At 57.9% G+C, this 16,836-nt stretch carries 19 protein-coding genes; 9 read left to right on the forward strand and 10 right to left on the reverse strand.

Annotation, left to right across the window (positions count from 1 at the left end; translation table 11 throughout):
- Positions 1–68: 68 nt before the first annotated feature.
- Positions 69–470 (reverse strand): cyclic nucleotide-binding domain-containing protein, encoded by a 402-nt coding sequence (locus ACYQ1P_RS13010; RefSeq protein WP_460020768.1) that lies wholly within the window; start codon positions 468–470, stop codon positions 69–71.
- Positions 471–567: 97 nt separating this feature from the next.
- On the opposite strand from ACYQ1P_RS13010, the gene ACYQ1P_RS13015 reads away from it, so the two are divergent.
- Positions 568–978 carry an NUDIX hydrolase gene (locus ACYQ1P_RS13015; protein ID WP_460020769.1) on the forward strand — a complete coding sequence of 137 codons (411 nt, stop codon included), beginning with the start codon at positions 568–570 and terminating at the stop codon, positions 976–978.
- Positions 979–987: 9 nt separating this feature from the next.
- Here ACYQ1P_RS13015 and ACYQ1P_RS13020 read toward each other — a convergent pair whose 3' ends face one another.
- The 4 genes from ACYQ1P_RS13020 to dsrE2 form a co-directional block, all read right to left on the reverse strand.
- The gene (locus ACYQ1P_RS13020) at positions 988–3,540 is read right to left on the reverse strand and encodes a sensor domain-containing protein (RefSeq protein ID WP_460020770.1); all 2,553 of its coding nucleotides are present in this window, start codon (positions 3,538–3,540) and stop codon (positions 988–990) included.
- 244 nt (positions 3,541–3,784) lie between these two features.
- Positions 3,785–4,060, reverse strand: a complete 276-nt coding sequence (locus tag ACYQ1P_RS13025) for a thioredoxin fold domain-containing protein (RefSeq protein ID WP_460020771.1) — start codon at positions 4,058–4,060, stop codon at positions 3,785–3,787.
- 106 nt (positions 4,061–4,166) lie between these two features.
- Positions 4,167–4,391, reverse strand: a complete 225-nt coding sequence (locus tag ACYQ1P_RS13030; RefSeq protein ID WP_460020772.1) for a sulfurtransferase TusA family protein — start codon at positions 4,389–4,391, stop codon at positions 4,167–4,169.
- A 119-nt stretch (positions 4,392–4,510) separates the two neighbouring features.
- Complete coding sequence (dsrE2, locus tag ACYQ1P_RS13035; protein WP_460020773.1) at positions 4,511–5,005, reverse strand: sulfur carrier protein DsrE2; 495 nt, start codon at positions 5,003–5,005, stop codon at positions 4,511–4,513.
- Between the two features lie 369 nt (positions 5,006–5,374).
- Here dsrE2 and soxX point away from each other — a divergent pair, with 369 nt between their 5' ends.
- From soxX to ACYQ1P_RS13065, 6 genes are all read left to right on the forward strand, one after another.
- The gene (gene soxX, locus ACYQ1P_RS13040) at positions 5,375–5,836 is read left to right on the forward strand and encodes a sulfur oxidation c-type cytochrome SoxX (RefSeq protein ID WP_460020774.1); all 462 of its coding nucleotides are present in this window, start codon (positions 5,375–5,377) and stop codon (positions 5,834–5,836) included.
- A 52-nt stretch (positions 5,837–5,888) separates the two neighbouring features.
- Positions 5,889–6,374, forward strand: a complete 486-nt coding sequence (gene soxY, locus ACYQ1P_RS13045) for a thiosulfate oxidation carrier protein SoxY (RefSeq protein ID WP_460020775.1) — start codon at positions 5,889–5,891, stop codon at positions 6,372–6,374.
- A gap of 47 nt (positions 6,375–6,421) precedes the next feature.
- Positions 6,422–6,754, forward strand: a complete 333-nt coding sequence (gene soxZ, locus ACYQ1P_RS13050) for a thiosulfate oxidation carrier complex protein SoxZ (RefSeq protein ID WP_460020776.1) — start codon at positions 6,422–6,424, stop codon at positions 6,752–6,754.
- A 52-nt stretch (positions 6,755–6,806) separates the two neighbouring features.
- Positions 6,807–7,628, forward strand: coding sequence for a sulfur oxidation c-type cytochrome SoxA (gene soxA, locus ACYQ1P_RS13055; protein ID WP_460020777.1), 822 nt, complete (start codon positions 6,807–6,809; stop codon positions 7,626–7,628).
- 101 nt (positions 7,629–7,729) lie between these two features.
- The gene (gene soxB / locus ACYQ1P_RS13060) at positions 7,730–9,418 is read left to right on the forward strand and encodes a thiosulfohydrolase SoxB (RefSeq protein ID WP_460020778.1); all 1,689 of its coding nucleotides are present in this window, start codon (positions 7,730–7,732) and stop codon (positions 9,416–9,418) included.
- Between the two features lie 30 nt (positions 9,419–9,448).
- Positions 9,449–10,192, forward strand: coding sequence for a cytochrome c biogenesis CcdA family protein (locus ACYQ1P_RS13065; RefSeq protein WP_460020779.1), 744 nt, complete (start codon positions 9,449–9,451; stop codon positions 10,190–10,192).
- A gap of 10 nt (positions 10,193–10,202) precedes the next feature.
- Here the strand turns inward: ACYQ1P_RS13065 and ACYQ1P_RS13070 are convergent, their stop codons facing one another.
- The 3 genes from ACYQ1P_RS13070 to ACYQ1P_RS13080 are packed head-to-tail and all read right to left on the reverse strand — an operon-like array spanning position 10,203 to position 12,012.
- A complete protein-coding gene (locus tag ACYQ1P_RS13070; RefSeq protein ID WP_460020780.1) occupies positions 10,203–10,847 on the reverse strand; it encodes a DapH/DapD/GlmU-related protein in 645 nt (214 codons plus the stop codon).
- 40 nt (positions 10,848–10,887) lie between these two features.
- A complete protein-coding gene (locus tag ACYQ1P_RS13075) occupies positions 10,888–11,505 on the reverse strand; it encodes a thioredoxin family protein (RefSeq protein WP_460020781.1) in 618 nt (205 codons plus the stop codon).
- A 48-nt stretch (positions 11,506–11,553) separates the two neighbouring features.
- Positions 11,554–12,012: a DsrE family protein gene (locus ACYQ1P_RS13080; protein WP_460020782.1), complete on the reverse strand. Its 459-nt coding sequence runs from the start codon at positions 12,010–12,012 to the stop codon at positions 11,554–11,556.
- A 135-nt stretch (positions 12,013–12,147) separates the two neighbouring features.
- On the opposite strand from ACYQ1P_RS13080, the gene ACYQ1P_RS13085 reads away from it, so the two are divergent.
- Both ACYQ1P_RS13085 and ACYQ1P_RS13090 read left to right on the forward strand, forming a co-directional pair.
- Complete coding sequence (locus ACYQ1P_RS13085; RefSeq protein ID WP_460020783.1) at positions 12,148–13,611, forward strand: fused MFS/spermidine synthase; 1,464 nt, start codon at positions 12,148–12,150, stop codon at positions 13,609–13,611.
- Positions 13,612–13,766: 155 nt separating this feature from the next.
- A complete protein-coding gene (locus ACYQ1P_RS13090) occupies positions 13,767–14,093 on the forward strand; it encodes an ArsR/SmtB family transcription factor (RefSeq protein ID WP_460021652.1) in 327 nt (108 codons plus the stop codon).
- A gap of 6 nt (positions 14,094–14,099) precedes the next feature.
- Here the strand turns inward: ACYQ1P_RS13090 and ACYQ1P_RS13095 are convergent, their stop codons facing one another.
- Complete coding sequence (locus ACYQ1P_RS13095; RefSeq protein WP_460020784.1) at positions 14,100–15,053, reverse strand: universal stress protein; 954 nt, start codon at positions 15,051–15,053, stop codon at positions 14,100–14,102.
- 22 nt (positions 15,054–15,075) lie between these two features.
- Positions 15,076–16,818 carry an SLC13 family permease gene (locus tag ACYQ1P_RS13100; RefSeq protein ID WP_460020785.1) on the reverse strand — a complete coding sequence of 581 codons (1,743 nt, stop codon included), beginning with the start codon at positions 16,816–16,818 and terminating at the stop codon, positions 15,076–15,078.
- Positions 16,819–16,836: the final 18 nt, after the last annotated feature.

The raw sequence follows: 16,836 nt of genomic DNA on the forward strand, positions 1-16,836 counted from the left end.
GTTGTCATACCCTCTGTGAGACAAGTCCATCATAGCAGGAAGCATGGCGAGAAGATGGCGGTTTTGTTTTATTTCGTGTGATTTCGACGATCGCGGCTCAAAGTACGGATTGTGCGCACGAAAATGGTCATCAGGGTTTTGATGAAAGGGTCGGCCTTGGACAATTTCTCGACAAAGGTCCGGCGCGGAATGACCACCAGGGTGGTGGTCCCCTCGGAACGGGCGCTGGCCATGCGCGGCGCGTCGTCCACCAGGGCCATCTCGCCGAAAACCCCGCCGGGACCAATTTCGCCGATCAGGCTGTCCACATCCTCTTCTTCGCCATCTTCATTAACGTTCTTGTCTCCCAGCGCCTTGAAAATACATATTTTTCCTTCCTGGACGATATAGGCGCGGTCGCCCCGGTCGCCTTCCTTGAACACGAAGTCATTGTCAAAGACCACTTTCCGTTCGAATACTTCTCCACGCATGAAAGGGTCCTCTTGCTTGCCGGGGCTGGTCATCGTCGGCGACGGACACCATGATAGCCTGAAAAAATCAGTTATTACAATTTGCCTTGGAGACTCCATGCCTCCCACGCCCGTTTCCGCCGTCGGTGTCGTCGTCTGGAAGGCCGCGCGCGTGCTGTTGGTGCAACGGGGACATTGGCCCAACGCGGGGCGCTGGACCCTGCCCGGCGGCCACCAGGAATGGGGAGAAACCATCGCCCAGGCGGCGATACGCGAAGTCCGCGAGGAAACCGGTCTGGAAATCGAATTGTGCGGTCTGGTGGATGTGGTGGACCTGATCGGCGAGGATTATCACTTCACGGTAACGGAAATGGCCGCCCGCTGGCACTCTGGAACTGCCCGGGCAGCCAGCGACGTGGCGGCGGTGATCTGGGCCGATTCGGAGCAACAAAAGGCGTTGAATCTCACGCAGGAGGTTCAACGTATCATCAAGGCCAGTCAAACCCTCCTCGAAAAGGCCTCCCGATGAGCACAAGGTTCATTGCTTTTTTGGCGATTCCAGGGTCAGCAGATAATCCTTCATTTTCAGCGCCGGCATCGGGGGACTGAAGAAGTAACCCTGCACCTCGTGGCACTTGTAGTCACGAAGGATTCGAAGCTGCTCGGCGTCCTCGACACCTTCGGCCACCACCTTGCGCCGCAGACTCTGGGCCATGTTGATGATGGTGCGGATGATTTCCGCATCGTCGCTGTCAATGGCGATATCGGACACGAAGGAGCGGTCGATCTTGATGATGTCGATGGGAAAGCGTTTCAGGTAACTGAGCGAGGAATACCCGGTGCCGAAGTCATCCATGGCCACCTTCAGGCCCATTTCATGCAGGGCTTCCAGGACCTTGATCACCGGTCCATGATCGGACATCAACATGCTTTCGGTAATCTCCACTTCCAGGGCATCGGGACCGAGACCGGTATCCTTGAAGATTTCCTCGAAAATGCCGATCAGCGCCGTGTCGCGAAGCTGGCGGGCCGAGAGATTGACCGCGATTCTGATCGGCGGCAATCCCTGTTTGATCCACTCCAAATGCTGACGGCAGGCTTCGCGCAGAATCCAGATTCCCACATCGACGACCAGTCCGGTTTCTTCGAGCACCGGAATGAAGCGTCCCGGCGGCACCAGGCCGATCTCCGGATGATTCCAGCGCATCAATGCCTCGACACCGGTCATCCCCTCCACTTGCAGGCCCATCTTGGGCTGATAATAGAGTACGAATTCCTGGCGCTCCAAGGCATTGGCCAGGCCATTCTTGAGAAACAGCCGCTCCTTCACCTCCTCGTTCATATCGGCGGTGAAGAATTGGTAATTGTCCTTGCCCTTCTCCTTGGCCCGGTACATGGCTCCATCGGCATTTTTCAACAGATCGGTCGCATTGTCGGCATCGTCGGGAAAGGTGGTGATGCCGACACTGGCCGAGACGAATGCCTCCTGACCGTTGAGATCGAAGGCCCGCGACAGGGCGTCGATCACCCGTTGAGCCACAATGGGGGTGTCGTATTCGTCCGATATCTCGGTCAGACAGATGGTGAACTCATCGCCCCCCAGGCGGGCCACCGTATCGGAGGTTCGCACACAATCGAGCAGCCGGGACGCCGCCTGGGTCAGCAGGAGATCTCCCATTTCATGCCCCAGGGTATCGTTGACCAGCTTGAATCCGTCCAGATCGATGAACATCAGCACCACCTTGCGCCGCTGCCGTTTCCCCAGTTGCAGGGACTGGTCCAGCCGCTCCATGAACGAGGCGCGATTGGGCAGGCCGGTCAGGGCGTCGAAGTTGGCCTGATAAAGAATGCGTTCTTCGTCCTCCTTGCGTCGGGTGATATCGGAAATCAGCACCGCATATTGGTGGATATCCCCTTCGTCGCTGTGAATGGTCGAAATGGACAAGCGTTGGGCATAGCGTTCGCCGTTTTTGCGTTTGTTCCAGATCTCCCCTTCCCAATGGTCATGCTGGGCGATGCTGTCGAGCATCTCGGCATAGAGGGCCTTGTCGCGCTTGAGTTTGGTGTGAAATCGCGGACGCTTGCCGAGGCTCTCTTCGGCCGTGAAACCGGTGATTCGGGTAAAGGCCGGATTGACGCTGGTGACTCGGAATTCAGGGTCGGTCAGCACCACCCCTTCGCTGGTCGCTTCAAGCACCCGAGCCGTCAGCCGCAGACTTTCCTCGATCCGCCGCCGTTCGGCCACTTCCTGGGTCAGTGCCCGGGTCCGTTCGTCAACCCGATGTTCCAATTCCGCCTGTGCCTGCCGCAAGCTCTCGTCGGCCTGCAAACGCTCGGTCACATCCCGCACCACGGCGGTGAACAGCGCTTCCCGCCCCCGATGCAAGGCGCTCAGGGCGATTTCCAATGGAAACAGGGAGCCATCCCGGCGCCGTCCCTTAAGAAGTCGCGCCGCCGTGCGCAGGGGACGACGCCCCTTCTCCGAGATGTAGTCCTGCATGAAGTCCTGGTGCCGCTTCCCGTGACCAGAGTCCATCAGCAGGGAAACGTTCTGTCCCATGACCTGATAGGAGCTGTATCCGAAAATCACTTCCGCCGCCTTGTTGAAGCCCCTGATCTGGCCTGTTGCATTGGTGGTGATGATGCCCTCGGCCACCGTGTCGACAATGCCGCGCAGGCTCTCCTCGCGTTCGCGCAGACGTTCCGCCGCCCGCAGTCTCGATGTGATATCGCGGGCCTGCACCACATAGGCCCCTGGCTGCCCCATGGAGACCACGGCCACCTCCACATCAAGGGTCTGGCCTTGACGATCCAGGAACTTCATCGGCACCACGTCCCCTTCCCCGGCCAGCTCGGACAGGTTTTCAGCCACCAGGAGCCGGTAATCCGGATGCAGGATCTCAGCGAAGGGGGAACCTATGATCTCAAGGGATTCAGCAGAACCTACCAAGCGCCTTCCTGCCGGATTGAGATAGGTGATCACCCCATCTTCACAGGTACAGAGGAAGCTGATGGATTTTTCGACCAGAAAACGATACCGGGCCTCGCTTCGGTCCAGGGCGGTGGCGGCATGACCATTAGCCTCAACCACGACATCATCCCGAAACCATGGGACAAGATCCTGAACAAGCGAGGCCAATTGGCCGGACCAAGAGTCTGCCTTATCGCCCATTTTTCCCCGCCCGCCTCCAAGGCCCCGCTTTGTTCAACGACATCACTGACTATGATATTCATTTATTTCACAAAAACAGTGCGTAATGCCACAAAAACATGGCCCAAGGCGGCCCCGACCTCGGAAACGGGGGCGTGAGGCTAAAAAACCGACTCTGAGGAGATTATTGACCGAGCTTTTTGATCATTTCGGCGAGCAGGAACCAGAAAAACTCGTCCCCCGGATAACCCGGGATGCGCCCCACCTCGCGATCCTGATCGACAATCACGAAAGTCGGTGTGAAGTTGACCGGACTCTTCAAGTGCAGCGACGCGGGCAGATCATCCATGACATCCAGACGGCGCAGCGGCAACCGCTTGGCCTCGTCCGTCTTGTCATACATGACGCCGATTTCACGCTCCCAGGCCTCGCACCAGGGACAGCCCGGCTTATGAAACATGATCAGCTCAGCGGCGGATAGCGCCGTTTCAAACAAAAAAAACGCGACCAGGACAGCCCAGGCCATCCTTGTCGCGCCTCTTTTAAAGATCAAGATTTTCAAAGTATTAGGAAGTCTTCTTGATCATGAAGGTGTAGACTCCGCCATCCTCGGAACTGTCCAGCAGCTCGTTTCCGGTGGAGCGGCAGAAGGCCTCGAAGTCCTTCACCGACCCCGGGTCGGTGGCGATGATCTTCAGAGTTTCACCGGCCGGCAGATCCTTGATGGCCTTTTTGGCTTTCAGGATGGGCAGCGGGCAGTTCAGGCCTTTGGCGTCGAGTTCTACAGTCATGTTTTTCCTCTTTCCTGTTATTCGGTGACGGCATGAAGCCGTCCTCCCCTCACATCACGACGTTTTCCGTCGTGTCCTCATGCTCCGACCGTACGGGATGGCCCGGAACCGGTCCTGACTCAGATGAACAGGTTGATGTCGGATTCCGTGGCCACTTCCACCCAGGTGGCGGCCCCGGCATATTCCAGACCGTCGATCAGCTGCTCATGTTTCAATTCGAACAGATCCACCGTCATCTGACAGGCGATCATCCGGCATTCGAGTTCGACCGTGGCTTCGCGCAATTCCTCGAGGGAAGCGACGCCTTTCTTTTTGATCAGGCTCTTCATCATGCTCGAGGCCATGCCGTCGACGCCGGGCAACATGGAAACCATGTTCGGCATCGCCATGTGCATGCCCATCATCGGCATTTCCATACCCGGATTGCCGAGGGTCGAAATCTTCAAATGGCTCATGTCTTTCTTGAGCAATTGCAGGCCGTAAAACGTGAAAAACAGAGTCACCTCGACCCCCAGACTGGCCGCCGTGGTCGCCAGGATAAAGGGCGGATACGCCCAATCCAGCGTCCCCTTGGTGACAATGATGCTCATCTTCTTGCCGTCGGTGTTACCCATTGCGTCTCTCCCTAACACTCTGCGCCTAATGCGTAAAATCCCTGCCAACCGAGCTAACGGTTAGTTTAGTGTTTCCTAATTAATCGCACTCTAATACATTTTGAGGTCAAGGGGCCAGAAAATTGTGCATGCCCCCTTGAATTCATGAATTCCGACCCATTGAACAATTCTATCATGAATTCAATGTGGAATTCACCTGCCGCCCCTCATCTCACGTCATTCAATTGCGCATTATCTGAATTATACGCGAGATTTTCAATATTTTGGTTGATTGCCACGTTCATGACGACTAATCTTCAGATCAAGGGTCTCTGGCCTGCTTAAAAAACCATATGGCTGAAACAGCCGCAAATCAGTCTGGGAGGAATTATGCGATCCAAGATCATTCTTGGTGCCGTTTTGGCGCTGACTGTCACGACATCGGCTCATACCGGTGCGAAGGCGGATGAACTCGTCGAATTTTTTGTCGTGGGAGAAGGTATTCCCGAATACCTTTCCGGTGTGGCCGGAGATCCTGTCAAAGGCAAGGCGACCGCCATAGGCCGAAAAAAGGGCAATTGTCTTGCCTGTCACAGAATGCCCGTTCCTGAAGAAGAGGCTCATGGGGAAATCGGCCCGGACCTCGCGGGTGTCGGGTCACGGATGACCGAGGCCGCCATGCGTTTGCGTCTGGTCGATCCCAAAATCGTCAACCCTTCGACCATGATGCCGGCTTTTTATCGGGTCGATGGGTTGCATCGGGTCGCCAAAAAATTCCAGGGAAAGCCCATGTTGAACGCTCAGGACGTGGAAGACGTAGTGGCTTACCTGAAAACATTGAAAGATAATTGATCGCTGTATAACAGCGTCCACCCTTTTGCAGTATTTAAGGAGAAGAATGAGAATGTCCGATCAGCGTTCGACCGATATGGCGTTCAGCCGCCGTGGTATGCTGGGCATGTTTGGCGGAGGCGCCCTGGCCGTGGCCGGTTCCGCCCTCGCCCCGCGCGCGGCCCTGGCGACCCCCGAATCCGCCGCCGAGCTTGCTGTTAAATGGGCCGGCAAGGCGCCGACCGAAGGCGATGCGCGCGTCTCCCTGAAGTTGCCGGAAATTGCCGAAAACGGTAATACCGTGCCGGTGACCGTGGAGGTCGAGAGCCCCATGACGGCCGACAACTACGTCAAGAAAATCCACATTCTCGCCGAGGGCAACCCGACCCCGGGCGTGTGCTCCTTCGAACTGAGCGCGTCGTGCGGCAAGGCCGAGGTTTCCACGCGCATTCGCATGGCCAAGACACAAAACATCGTGGCCGTCGCTGAATTGAGCGATGGATCGGTGATTTCCAACAAAAAGGAAACCAAGGTGACCATCGGCGGCTGTGGCGGCTGATTTCCCTCGGTTTGATTGAACAAATTGCGTCAAGGAGTACATTGAGAATGGCGAAACCCTTAGAGAATCCTCGTGTGAAGGTGCCGAGCAGCGCCAAAAAGGATGAGGTCTTCCAAATCAAGACCATGATCAAGCACGACATGGAAAGCGGTCTGCGCAAGGGCAAGGACGGCAAGCCGATTCCGCGCGACATCATCAGCAAGTTCGAATGCACCTTCAATGGCAAGCCGGTGTTCGGCATGGCTTTGCAGGGCTCCGTTTCGGCCAGCCCGTACATCGCCTTCTTTCATCGCGCGACGGAAAGCGGCGAATTCAAGATGACTTGGTCCGACGACAACGGTCAGAGTGTCAGCGCCGACGCGAAGCTCGAAGTGAACTGAAATATCAGCAGCTTTCGTGCCTAGAATAATAATGTTTGGGAGGAATAACGTCATGGGGCATTTTAAAATGGGACTGTTGAGTGTGTTGACCGGCTTCGTGCTGGTCAATGCCTCGGCCCAAGCCGGCCCGTTCGACAACATCATGGACGACCCCCGGGTCAAAGACCACATCGTCGGCGACAAGCGGTCCGGCTATGTCTATTCGACCGTCGAAACCCGCAACATGCAGGAAGACGATTTTGAAAATCCGTCTTTCCAGTGGGTTGAGGAAGCCGAAGTCAACTGGAGCAAGCCCAATGGCAGTGTGGGTAAATCCTGCGCCGATTGTCATGGGGACGTTTCCAGCTTCAAGGGTCTGTCGGTGACCTATCCGATCTACTACGAGAAGACCAAGAAGATGGCCGCCTTGCAGCATCGGGTCAGCGAATGCCTGACCGAACGCATGGGAGCCAAGAACTGGAAATGGGAATCCGACCAAATGCTCGGCATGATCGCCCTGATCAAGCTGCAATCCCGTGGCATGCCATTGAACGTTTCCATTGATGGCCCCGCCAAGCCGTTCTTCGAGAAAGGCCGGGAGTTCTACTTCCAGCGTCGGGGACAAATGGATCTGGCGTGCAGCATGTGCCACATGGATAATCCGGGCAACATGATCCGTGCCGAGATTCTGAGCTATGGCATGGTCAACGGGTTCCCGACCTACCGTCTGAAGTGGCAGAAGCTGGGTTCTCTGCATCGCCGCTTCAAGGGCTGCAACGACAACATTCGCGCCGAGCCCTACGAACGCGGTTCTGAGGAATACACCAACCTGGAGCTGTTCACAGCCTGGCGTTCCAACGACCTTCCCTCGGAAGCGCCGTCGGTCCGCAAGTAAGGTTCGAGTGTCCTTCGACAATGGGGCGGTGAGTATTGCCACGAGCGCTCGCCGCCTCTTTTTTATAAATTCCCTTTCACGATCAGAGTGACGAGGTTTTCATGCTGACCCGACGCGATTTCCTTCAGATCGCCGCTGCTACAGCGGCTTTTGCCGGCCCCTTGGGGGGCATTTCAGCCGCCGCCGCGCGTGGCAAGATCACTCAGGAAGAGCTACTGAAGTTCGATTCCCTGGGCCAGGTCACCCTGCTCAATTTTACCGATATTCATGCCCAGTTGATGCCGCTGTATTTCCGTGAACCCTCCGTCAATCTCGGTGTGGGTGAAGTGAACGGTCTGCCGCCGCATATTACCGGCGAGGCCTTTTTGAAGATGTTCGGCCTGCAAGCTGGAACTCCGGCGGCCTATGCCCTGACCAGCACCGACTTCGCCAACCTGTCGAAGGATTATGGCCGGGTCGGCGGTCTGGCCCAGATGGCGACCCTGATCAAATCAATCCGCGCCGAGCGTCCCAACAACACCTTGTTGATCGACAACGGCGACACCTGGCAGGGCTCCTATACGGCCCTGAAAACCCGTGGCGAGGATATGGTCAAGGCCATGAACGCCCTGGGGGTCGATGCCATGACCGCCCACTGGGAGTTCACCTACGGCGAAGAGCGGGTCAAGGAACTGGTGGAGATGCTCAATTTCCCGTTCCTGTGCGGCAATGTGGTGGACAACGATTTCGAGGAACCGGTATTCGACAGTCACGCCTATTTCGACCGCGCCGGGGTTAAGGTCGCGGTCATCGGTCAGGCCTTCCCCTATACGCCGGTTGCCAATCCACGTTTCATGATGCCCAAATGGTCCTTCGGCATCCGCGAAGAGCGGGTTCAGGAGCATGTGGACAAGGCCCGCGATGAAGGTGCTGACTTGATCGTCCTGGCCAGCCATGACGGCTTCGACGTGGATCGCAAGCTGGCCTCACGGGTCAAGGGCATCGACGTGCTGTTGACCGGCCATACCCACGACGCCATTCCCGACGTGATCAAGGTCAACGATACCCTGATGGTGGCTTCCGGCTCGCACGGCAAGTTCCTGGCCCGGCTCGACGTCAAGGTGGAGAACAAAAGGGTCTCTGATTACCGGTTCAAGCTGATGCCGGTGTTCACCGACGCCATTACCCCCGATCCGGAAATCGCCACCCTGGTGCAGAACATCCGCGCCCCCTATGAGCAGGACGTCAACCGGGTGCTTGGTCGGACTGAATCGCTTCTCTATCGGCGCGGCAACTTCAACGGCACCTTCGATGACCTGATCTGTCAGTCGATCATCGAGGAACGGGATTGTCAGATTTCTCTGTCTCCGGGCTTCCGCTGGGGCTCGTCCCTGCCCCCAGGCTCGGACATTCTGGTTGAGCATGTCTATCACCAGACCGGCATCACCTATCCGGCCTGCTACCGCTCCGAAATGACCGGCCAGACGATCAAGGCGATTCTGGAGGACGTGGGTGACAACCTGTTCAATCCGGACCCCTATTATCAACAAGGCGGCGACATGGTGCGGGTCGGCGGCATGGGCTTCACCTTCGATATCCACCAGAGCATCGGCAACCGGGTTTCCGACATGACCCTGCTGGCCAGCGGTGAGAAGGTGGATGCCTCGAAAAGCTACACCGTCGGCGGCTGGGCGTCAGTCAACGAAGGCACCGAAGGACCGCCGATCTGGGACATCGTGTCCAGCTACATCGAACGCAAGAAGGTCATCGACCTGCCCCCCAACCGCAGCATCAAGGTGGTCGGCGCCTAGCGCCACCACCCGTTTCCGGAGTTCCCACACATGGGCATGGACGTTTCTTATGGTACGGCGCTGGTCGCTGGCATCCTGACCTTTCTGGCACCTTGCATCCTGCCGCTGGTGCCAGCCTATCTGTCGTTCATTTCCGGTGCATCGCTGGAAGATTTGACCGACGCCACCTCGGAAAAAACCGCCGAAACCACCCGTCGGGCCATCATTTCAGGTCTGTTTTTCGTGCTCGGACTGAGCTTCGTCTTCGTCAGTCTGGGGGCCGGAGCCACCACCATTGGCGGTTTTCTGGGGCAGCACAAACGGGAATTCGCCATTTTCGGGGCCATCCTGATCATCATTTTCGGACTTCACTACATGGGCCTGTTCAAGATCGGCTTTCTCAATTTCGAGAAGCGCTTCCATCTTGAAAACAAGCCCGCTGGCGTGGTCGGCGCGTTCCTCATCGGCATGGCCTTCGGGTTCGGCTGGACACCCTGCGTCGGCCCGGTACTGTCGACCATCCTCATGCAGGCGGCCATGGGCGAGAATATCTGGGACGGCATCATTCTGCTGTCCATCTACTCGGCCGGGCTGGGGATTCCTTTCATGCTAGCCGCCGCCTTTGCCGGACGTTTCATGATCTTCCTGGCCAGGTTCCGCCGCCATCTGGGGAAAATCGAAATGGCCCTGGGCGGATTGCTGGTACTCACCGGAGCGTTGATTCTCACCGGTGGCCTGAACAATATCAGCAACTGGATTCTGGAAACCTTCCCGGCGCTACAGACCCTGAGTTGACAGGGCGGGGCTACGCACTCAAGGGATAAATTTCGCCCCTGCCATTGATTTGATGGCCGTCAGGAACGCTGTGCGTCACGCGGACGCCCATGTGAACGAAACCTTCCGTGCCGACCATCACCCCCAGCAGCACCGTCGCGCCCAGGCCGATGGTCGCTTCTCGGCCGATGTGCACCGAGCCGCCCAAAGTGCTGCCGGGCGCGATATGGGCATGATCCCCGATCACGCAATCATGGCAGACGACGGCCCCCTGGTTGACAATGGCATTGGCCCCGATCAAGCAGCGCGACCCGACGGACGAGCCGGCCAGAATCTGGACAGCCGGACCGAGCAGACAGCCCGGCCCGACCGAAGAATCCGGGTGAATCACCGCAGGCAATTCATAACCCGCCGCGACAGCGGCTTCATACAGATGTTTCCGCAACCGATTGTCGGTCGCCCCGCCGACGCCGATGAAGGCATACCGCACGCCGTCGCGATGCAATTCGACCAGTCGGTCGTCGCCACCGATCACCTTCAGGCCGGGCAGGATTTCGCTGCCAATCACCAGTTCCCTGTCCAACACGCCGTCGAGTGTGTAGCCTTCACACAGCACGGCATCGGCCAGACTGACTCCGTGACCGCCGCCGCCCAATAGAATGGCCCGCTTGGACATGGTGTCTCGTTCCTCTTTCGCGATCCCCGGGCAACGTGTCTTATTGTGGGCTCGCGCCGCTGTTTTCCGCCGAACGCTCCAGAATATAACGCTGGAAATTCTGCTCCTTGTAGCGCCCGGTCTTGACGAACATGAAGGCGCTCTTGAGATGAAAATTCTTGAAATAGCCGGGCAGCCGGAAGGCCTCCATCGCCGGGCCACTCTTGCCCTCCATTTCCTCGCGGGTGGCCGGGAAGAACTGAATGGTCGGGGTGAACAAAATGCCGTACTTCTGGGCATATTCCTTTTCGCTGATCACCTCGCCGTCGAAGTCGGTCACTTCACGGTCGCCCCACATGTTCATCTGGAGCACCACGAAGTTCTCCTTGATGTAGTTGACCATGTCGGGATGACGGAAATTGACCAAATGGGTTTCCTTGCAATAGGGACAGCCTTTCTGTTCCCATATCAGGGCCAGCATCTTGCCCTTGTTGGTCGCGTCGATGAAATCCTCTTTCAGATCAAGGAAGGTTTCGGGCATCCAGGACTGCTTGTAGAGCCCATCGTCGCCCATCGGGGCCAGGGGCAAGAGATTCTCTTCCAGAGCCTGAGCCCCGTTGACCGGTCCGATCATCAAGGTCGCGAAGAACATTCCCACAAAGAGCATTTTTTTCATCATGAAGTCAAGTCTCCCGTTTCATCGCCCAATGGGCATTATTTGATATGTTCAAGGAATGATGTCGATCCAGCCGTTCAGACGGCGCTCAACCACTTCCGGGATGCCGGCCTGCACCACCTCGACATCATCCAACAAGTCCGCTTGGCTTTTGTGCAGGGTATCTAGGGTATTGCCACAGGCCAAAAAGGTGACTCCATACTGTTGCAGGCTGGAAACCCGTTCGGCCACCGGCGAGCTTTCCTTCAACAGGGCGCGCACCCCGGCCCCCCAGGCGACCACGACGATTTGCACATTGTCCATGCCATAGAATTTCTGCACATTCACCGCGTTATAGAGCAGATTATTGACCGCCTGCGGGTCCTTGGTATTGAGTCCCAGCAAAACTTTCCGCGGTTCATCCATGGACGGCGGCGGGTCCGCCATTTCCGTGTCCATGCGCGCCTGAACGGGGCATGTGAGCAGCAGGGAAAAGGCGAGAATCAGCCCACCCAATACGGTTTTCAGCATCATGAACCTCGTTATTTCAGTCGACCACCGCCGGGTTGGTTGTGTTCTTCGGTGATATCCTACACCATGTTTTCCGGGCTGTAATCCATTCCGCGCCGTGCGAACAATGAATTCACGGGTTTTTGAGGAGGCTCCATGGGCCTGCGTCTGCTCTACGGGATTGTTCTCCTGCTGGTCGTGGCGGGCGAGACGGTTTTGCTGGCTTTTTCAGGTCGACTTGTGGCCCCCACGCTCGGCTCATCCACTGCCGTCTGGACCCCGGTCCTGGCGGTGGCTCTGGCGGGGTTCATCTTCGGCATTTCCGGTCGTCCGGGCTCCACGCCGCAGCCCAAAGTTTGGCAATGGCGCAGTGCCTGGGGGCTGGCCCTGTCCTGTCTGTGGTTGCTCGCCCTGCCCCATGGATTTCCCCACGTCCTCTTCGCCCTGCGCAGGGTGGCCGATATCACGGCGCTGCACAGCCTGGTCCTCGGTGGTGCCTTGTTCGGACCGCTGTTCTGGCTGCTCGGCAAAAGCAGTCTCGCCCTGGCCGTGCTGACCGGAGCAAGGCGCCCCCTTCTCCGGGCGGCCTGGGGGGTACCGGTGGGCCTGATGTTGTCCGAGTTCCTGTTTATCGATCACCTGGGCACCTCCGGCACCTTCATCGCCCTTGCCGTGCTTTTTGGCGTGCTTGCCTTGGGATTGGCCCTGGCCGCCCCCCGGCGGGCATTGCTCCTGGTGGGGCTGACCCTGGGTGGATATGCCCTGCCCGCATCCTGGGAAGGCTTTCCCCATTGCGACGCCGAGACCCGCGACGGCTGCCTCGACATCCGCACCCTGCCCGAGGCCAAACGGCTGCTTCTGGATAACCAATCCCTGGGCCTCGTGGACCGGGAAAATGTCGCGCACCTTTTGGCCCCGACCGATCAATTCATTGACACCTACGCAGGATTATATTTCGGTGCGGAGCGCCCCCCCCGCAGCCTGATCCTCAATGGCGGCGCATCCCCCCTGCCCCATGCCTGGGTGCAGCGCTACTTTGGGCGCATTCCGCCGGGGATGTTCCTGGTTTCCGACCCCACCCCCGTGGTGTCGCGAATGGCGGCCGTGCGTCTGAATTTTCGCCCCTCGCCAGCCATTCAGCTGGATCACCGGGACGGACGGCGATTGGTCGAGAGCCTGCCCGATGTGGGCGGGATCGACCTGATTGTCGGCAGTCGTACGTTGCCGAGCACGATGATGACCCAGGAGTTTCACGACCAACTCGCCGCCCGGATGACCCATGATGGCATTTACATGCTGCCCGTGGTGGACAACGGCGATACGCCCCGTTTGTTGTTTCATCTGTTCAAGACCCTGGAAACCACGTTTCCCGAGGTTGATCTATGGATGCGTCGCGACCGGGCGGGGTCTCCTTTCGTGCAGCCCTATGTCCTGATTGCCGGGCAGACCGCGCCGTCCCTTTCCCTGGCGATGGAAAGCGGCTGGGTCCGCTGGCCGAAAACCGACCTGCACCCCCGAATCGCCGCCGCCGAGACCATCGTTCTGACCGACGACTTCGCCCCCATAGACGCTCTTCGCGGACCTTCACAGCCGTTTTCCGCCTTTGCTGAGCTGCAATAAATCGCCTCACCCTGAATCCATTCAAAAATTGTGTGAATCACGAATTGATTATTCAGCGCCCTCTAATATAATAGCTCCCTCATATACGTTGCTGTCATCACAGCGCGACGGTGTGCTGCGGCGACGCCGCTTCAGGGAGGGAACGGACATTGGCAGTGGTTCTTGAGGATCTCGAAAACAATGCCCGAATTGCCAGTGGGCTGCTGAAGGCCATGAGCAACGAACGGCGGCTGCTTATTCTGTGTCAGTTGGTGCATGGAGAACGAACGGTCAGCCAACTGGAAGACGTCATCGGACTCAGCCAATCGGCCCTGTCCCAGCACCTAGCCGTGCTGCGGCAGAATGACCTTGTCAAAACCCGCCGCGAAGCCCAGTCAATCTTCTATTCCCTGGCCGGACCGGCCCCCAAGGCGGTGATCGAGACGCTCTACTCCCTGTTCGGCAAGAACACCTCTTGCGATCCGGAAATCTGTGGCGATTAGGCTCGGTCAGCGAACCACCAGGACTGAATTGTAGGCCTTCTGCATGATCTTGTAGGCCACGGAGCCCTTGATCAGCCGCTCCAGTCCGGATTTCTCGCTCTCCGAAACCACAATCAGCGAATAGTCCGGGCCGGTTTCGATGATCTGTTCCACCGGATCGCCGACCTTGACGATGGTCTCCACCACTTTGACCTTCATCTCCTTGAGCACCGCCTTGGCCTTGGCCACCGCCTCCTGAGACGCCGCCTCGCCCTCGGCGGTGGTGGCGACCGACATGAGGGTAATCGGGCAATCGCAGCGGCTGGCCAGCAGGGCATCCTGCTTCACCGCCTCGATGGAAATATCGGAGCCATCAGTACAGATCAGATGGCCGTGACCTTCGGTCAATCCGCGTGCCACCAACACGGAACAAGGAGCCTTGGTCGCCACATGCTCCGCCACTTCCGGGTCCCAGAAACTGGCCAGACGACCGCCGCGCCAGCGTTCGGACGCCCCGAGGATGATGAGGTCGTACTCCCCGATTTCCCATTGATCCAGGATGCCATGGGCAATGTTGTCGGCGGTCTTGAGCTTGAGGATGATTTTTTTGTCACCCGCATTGCGGTAGACGATTTTGTTGTCGCCGAGCGGGTCCCCCTCCACATCCGTATGGAAAGATTCGCTGGTCCAGCCTTCGCCCATGACTCCCAACTCGGCCAGAACGTTGATACCCTCTTTGAGATAATTGATACCGGGCAATTCCAAGCCCCAGTCGAGCATGTTCTCGCGCGCCACACGCACCTGCAAACCGCCGGAGCGCAGCCCCTGATCAATGGCCCGGACATAGAGCAGGCAGATGTCCGCATCAATGCCGGAGCCCAGCTTGGCGGCATAGCGGAGGCCGCGATAGGATTCCTCGGAGCCGTCGATGCAAACGAGAATGCGAAACCGATCGTGGTCAACAGTTCCTATTTCCAACATGCGTTCACCCCTTTGAGTGGCGTTATACACCGAGCATCGGCCAATAGACTGCTGCGGCCAGCAACATGATAACGGTCGACATAAGGGCCATTTTCCAACCCACTGTCAGAAAGTCCGTGGTTTTGAGATAACCGGAGGCATAGACGATCGTGCAGGCCGGCGTTCCGACCACTGTCAGATAGGCAAAAGCCGAAGACACGGCAGTAATGAATCCGATGATGATCGGACTTTCACCGGCCGCCGTGGCTAAATTGAGCACGATTGGCCCGAGCACCGCCACGGCGGCCCCATTGGACATGGTGTTGGTCACGCCAGTGGTCAGAACAGAGACCGCCGCCCACAGGCCATAGCCCTTGTCCGCTCCGATGGGTTCCAGCATGGCCAGAAAACTGTCGGCAATCCATTTGGCCGCCCCAGTGTCCTTCATCTGGACGCCCAGGGAAATGGCTGCCGCATAGAGCAGCACCACCCCCCAGTTGACGCCCGAATTGACATCCTCCCATTTCACCAGACCAGCCACCAGGAACATGGCGGCTCCCAGCACAGCCACCGTTCCCATGCCGATCTGGCCGGAAATGGTAATCCAGCCCAGCAGGATCAGCGTAAACAGGAAAATGGAGACGAAGTCGGCCCCCTTCATCGGCCCCTGTTCCTCGATCTGTGCCCGCAATTTGACCACCGCTCGGGACAAATCCCGGTACTCAGGCTTGAACGTAAGCAGCAAAATCAGGGTCACGAAGGGAATTTGCAGGAGGAACATGGGATAGGCGAAGGTCATCCACTTCACATAGTCGATGAGATATTTGAAGGTTTCCGGATTGGTCGGATCGTAGAAAAAGTCCTTCCAGTAGCCGATCATGATAGCGTTTCGCGCTCCGCCTGAAGGGGTGCCGATCCCGGCCACCGAACATCCGTAGGAAATGGAGAACAGCAGAACGGCGGCCAGGTTGCGCACTTTCTTGGGATCATTCGAAGTCAGGGTGATCAGGGTGATCCCCACCGGCAGCATCATGGCCGCCACCGTATGCTCACCGATGAAAGACGCCAGCAGCCCGGACACGGCGGTGATGCCAAAGGCAATGCGCGAGGTCTTGGTGCCGGTCATCTTGACGATGAAAAAGGCGATGCGCTTGTCCAGTTTCTGTTTAACCACGGCCACCGCCAGCATCAGCGACCCCATGATAAACAGCACCGAATCCTTCATCAGGCTGCGTGCCACATCAGATGAATCCAGCCCCAGCAACAAAACCTGAGCGACGATGATCAACAAGGCGACCGTCGGCAACGGCACCGGCTCGGTGACAAATAATATCGTCGCCACCACGGACATGGTCAGCACCGCCATTCCGGCCGTGGTCAGACCCTCGGGGGTCGGAATGGACAGCAGCACCACGCCAACCGCCATCGCAATGATAAACCAACGTTTTTCCCAGAAAACGCGGAATGATTTTGCCTGTTGCAAGCGCTGGGCGCGCTTGGCGACGGCGGACAGTTCAGGTGTCCCGGAGGCACCCCCGAACAGGGAGCGATAGGCTTCCCGGTGCATCCCGAAGATACCGATCGGAATCAACATGATGCCCTTGAGCACGGCCCATATGAGCTGAAACAGAACGACAATGCCGTCCTTGGCGTAGTGGAACAACTCGCCGATCAAGCTCCGTCGATGGACTGGTGAATGTTCCGATTCCTGGCCGGACAGCACATCCTCATCCGTGACAGAATCCGCAGAAGACGCGGAAACCGAAGGCTTCTTTGCCTTTGCCAACTCCCCCTCCTCGTCACT

Source organism: Magnetospira thiophila, assembly GCF_054657015.1.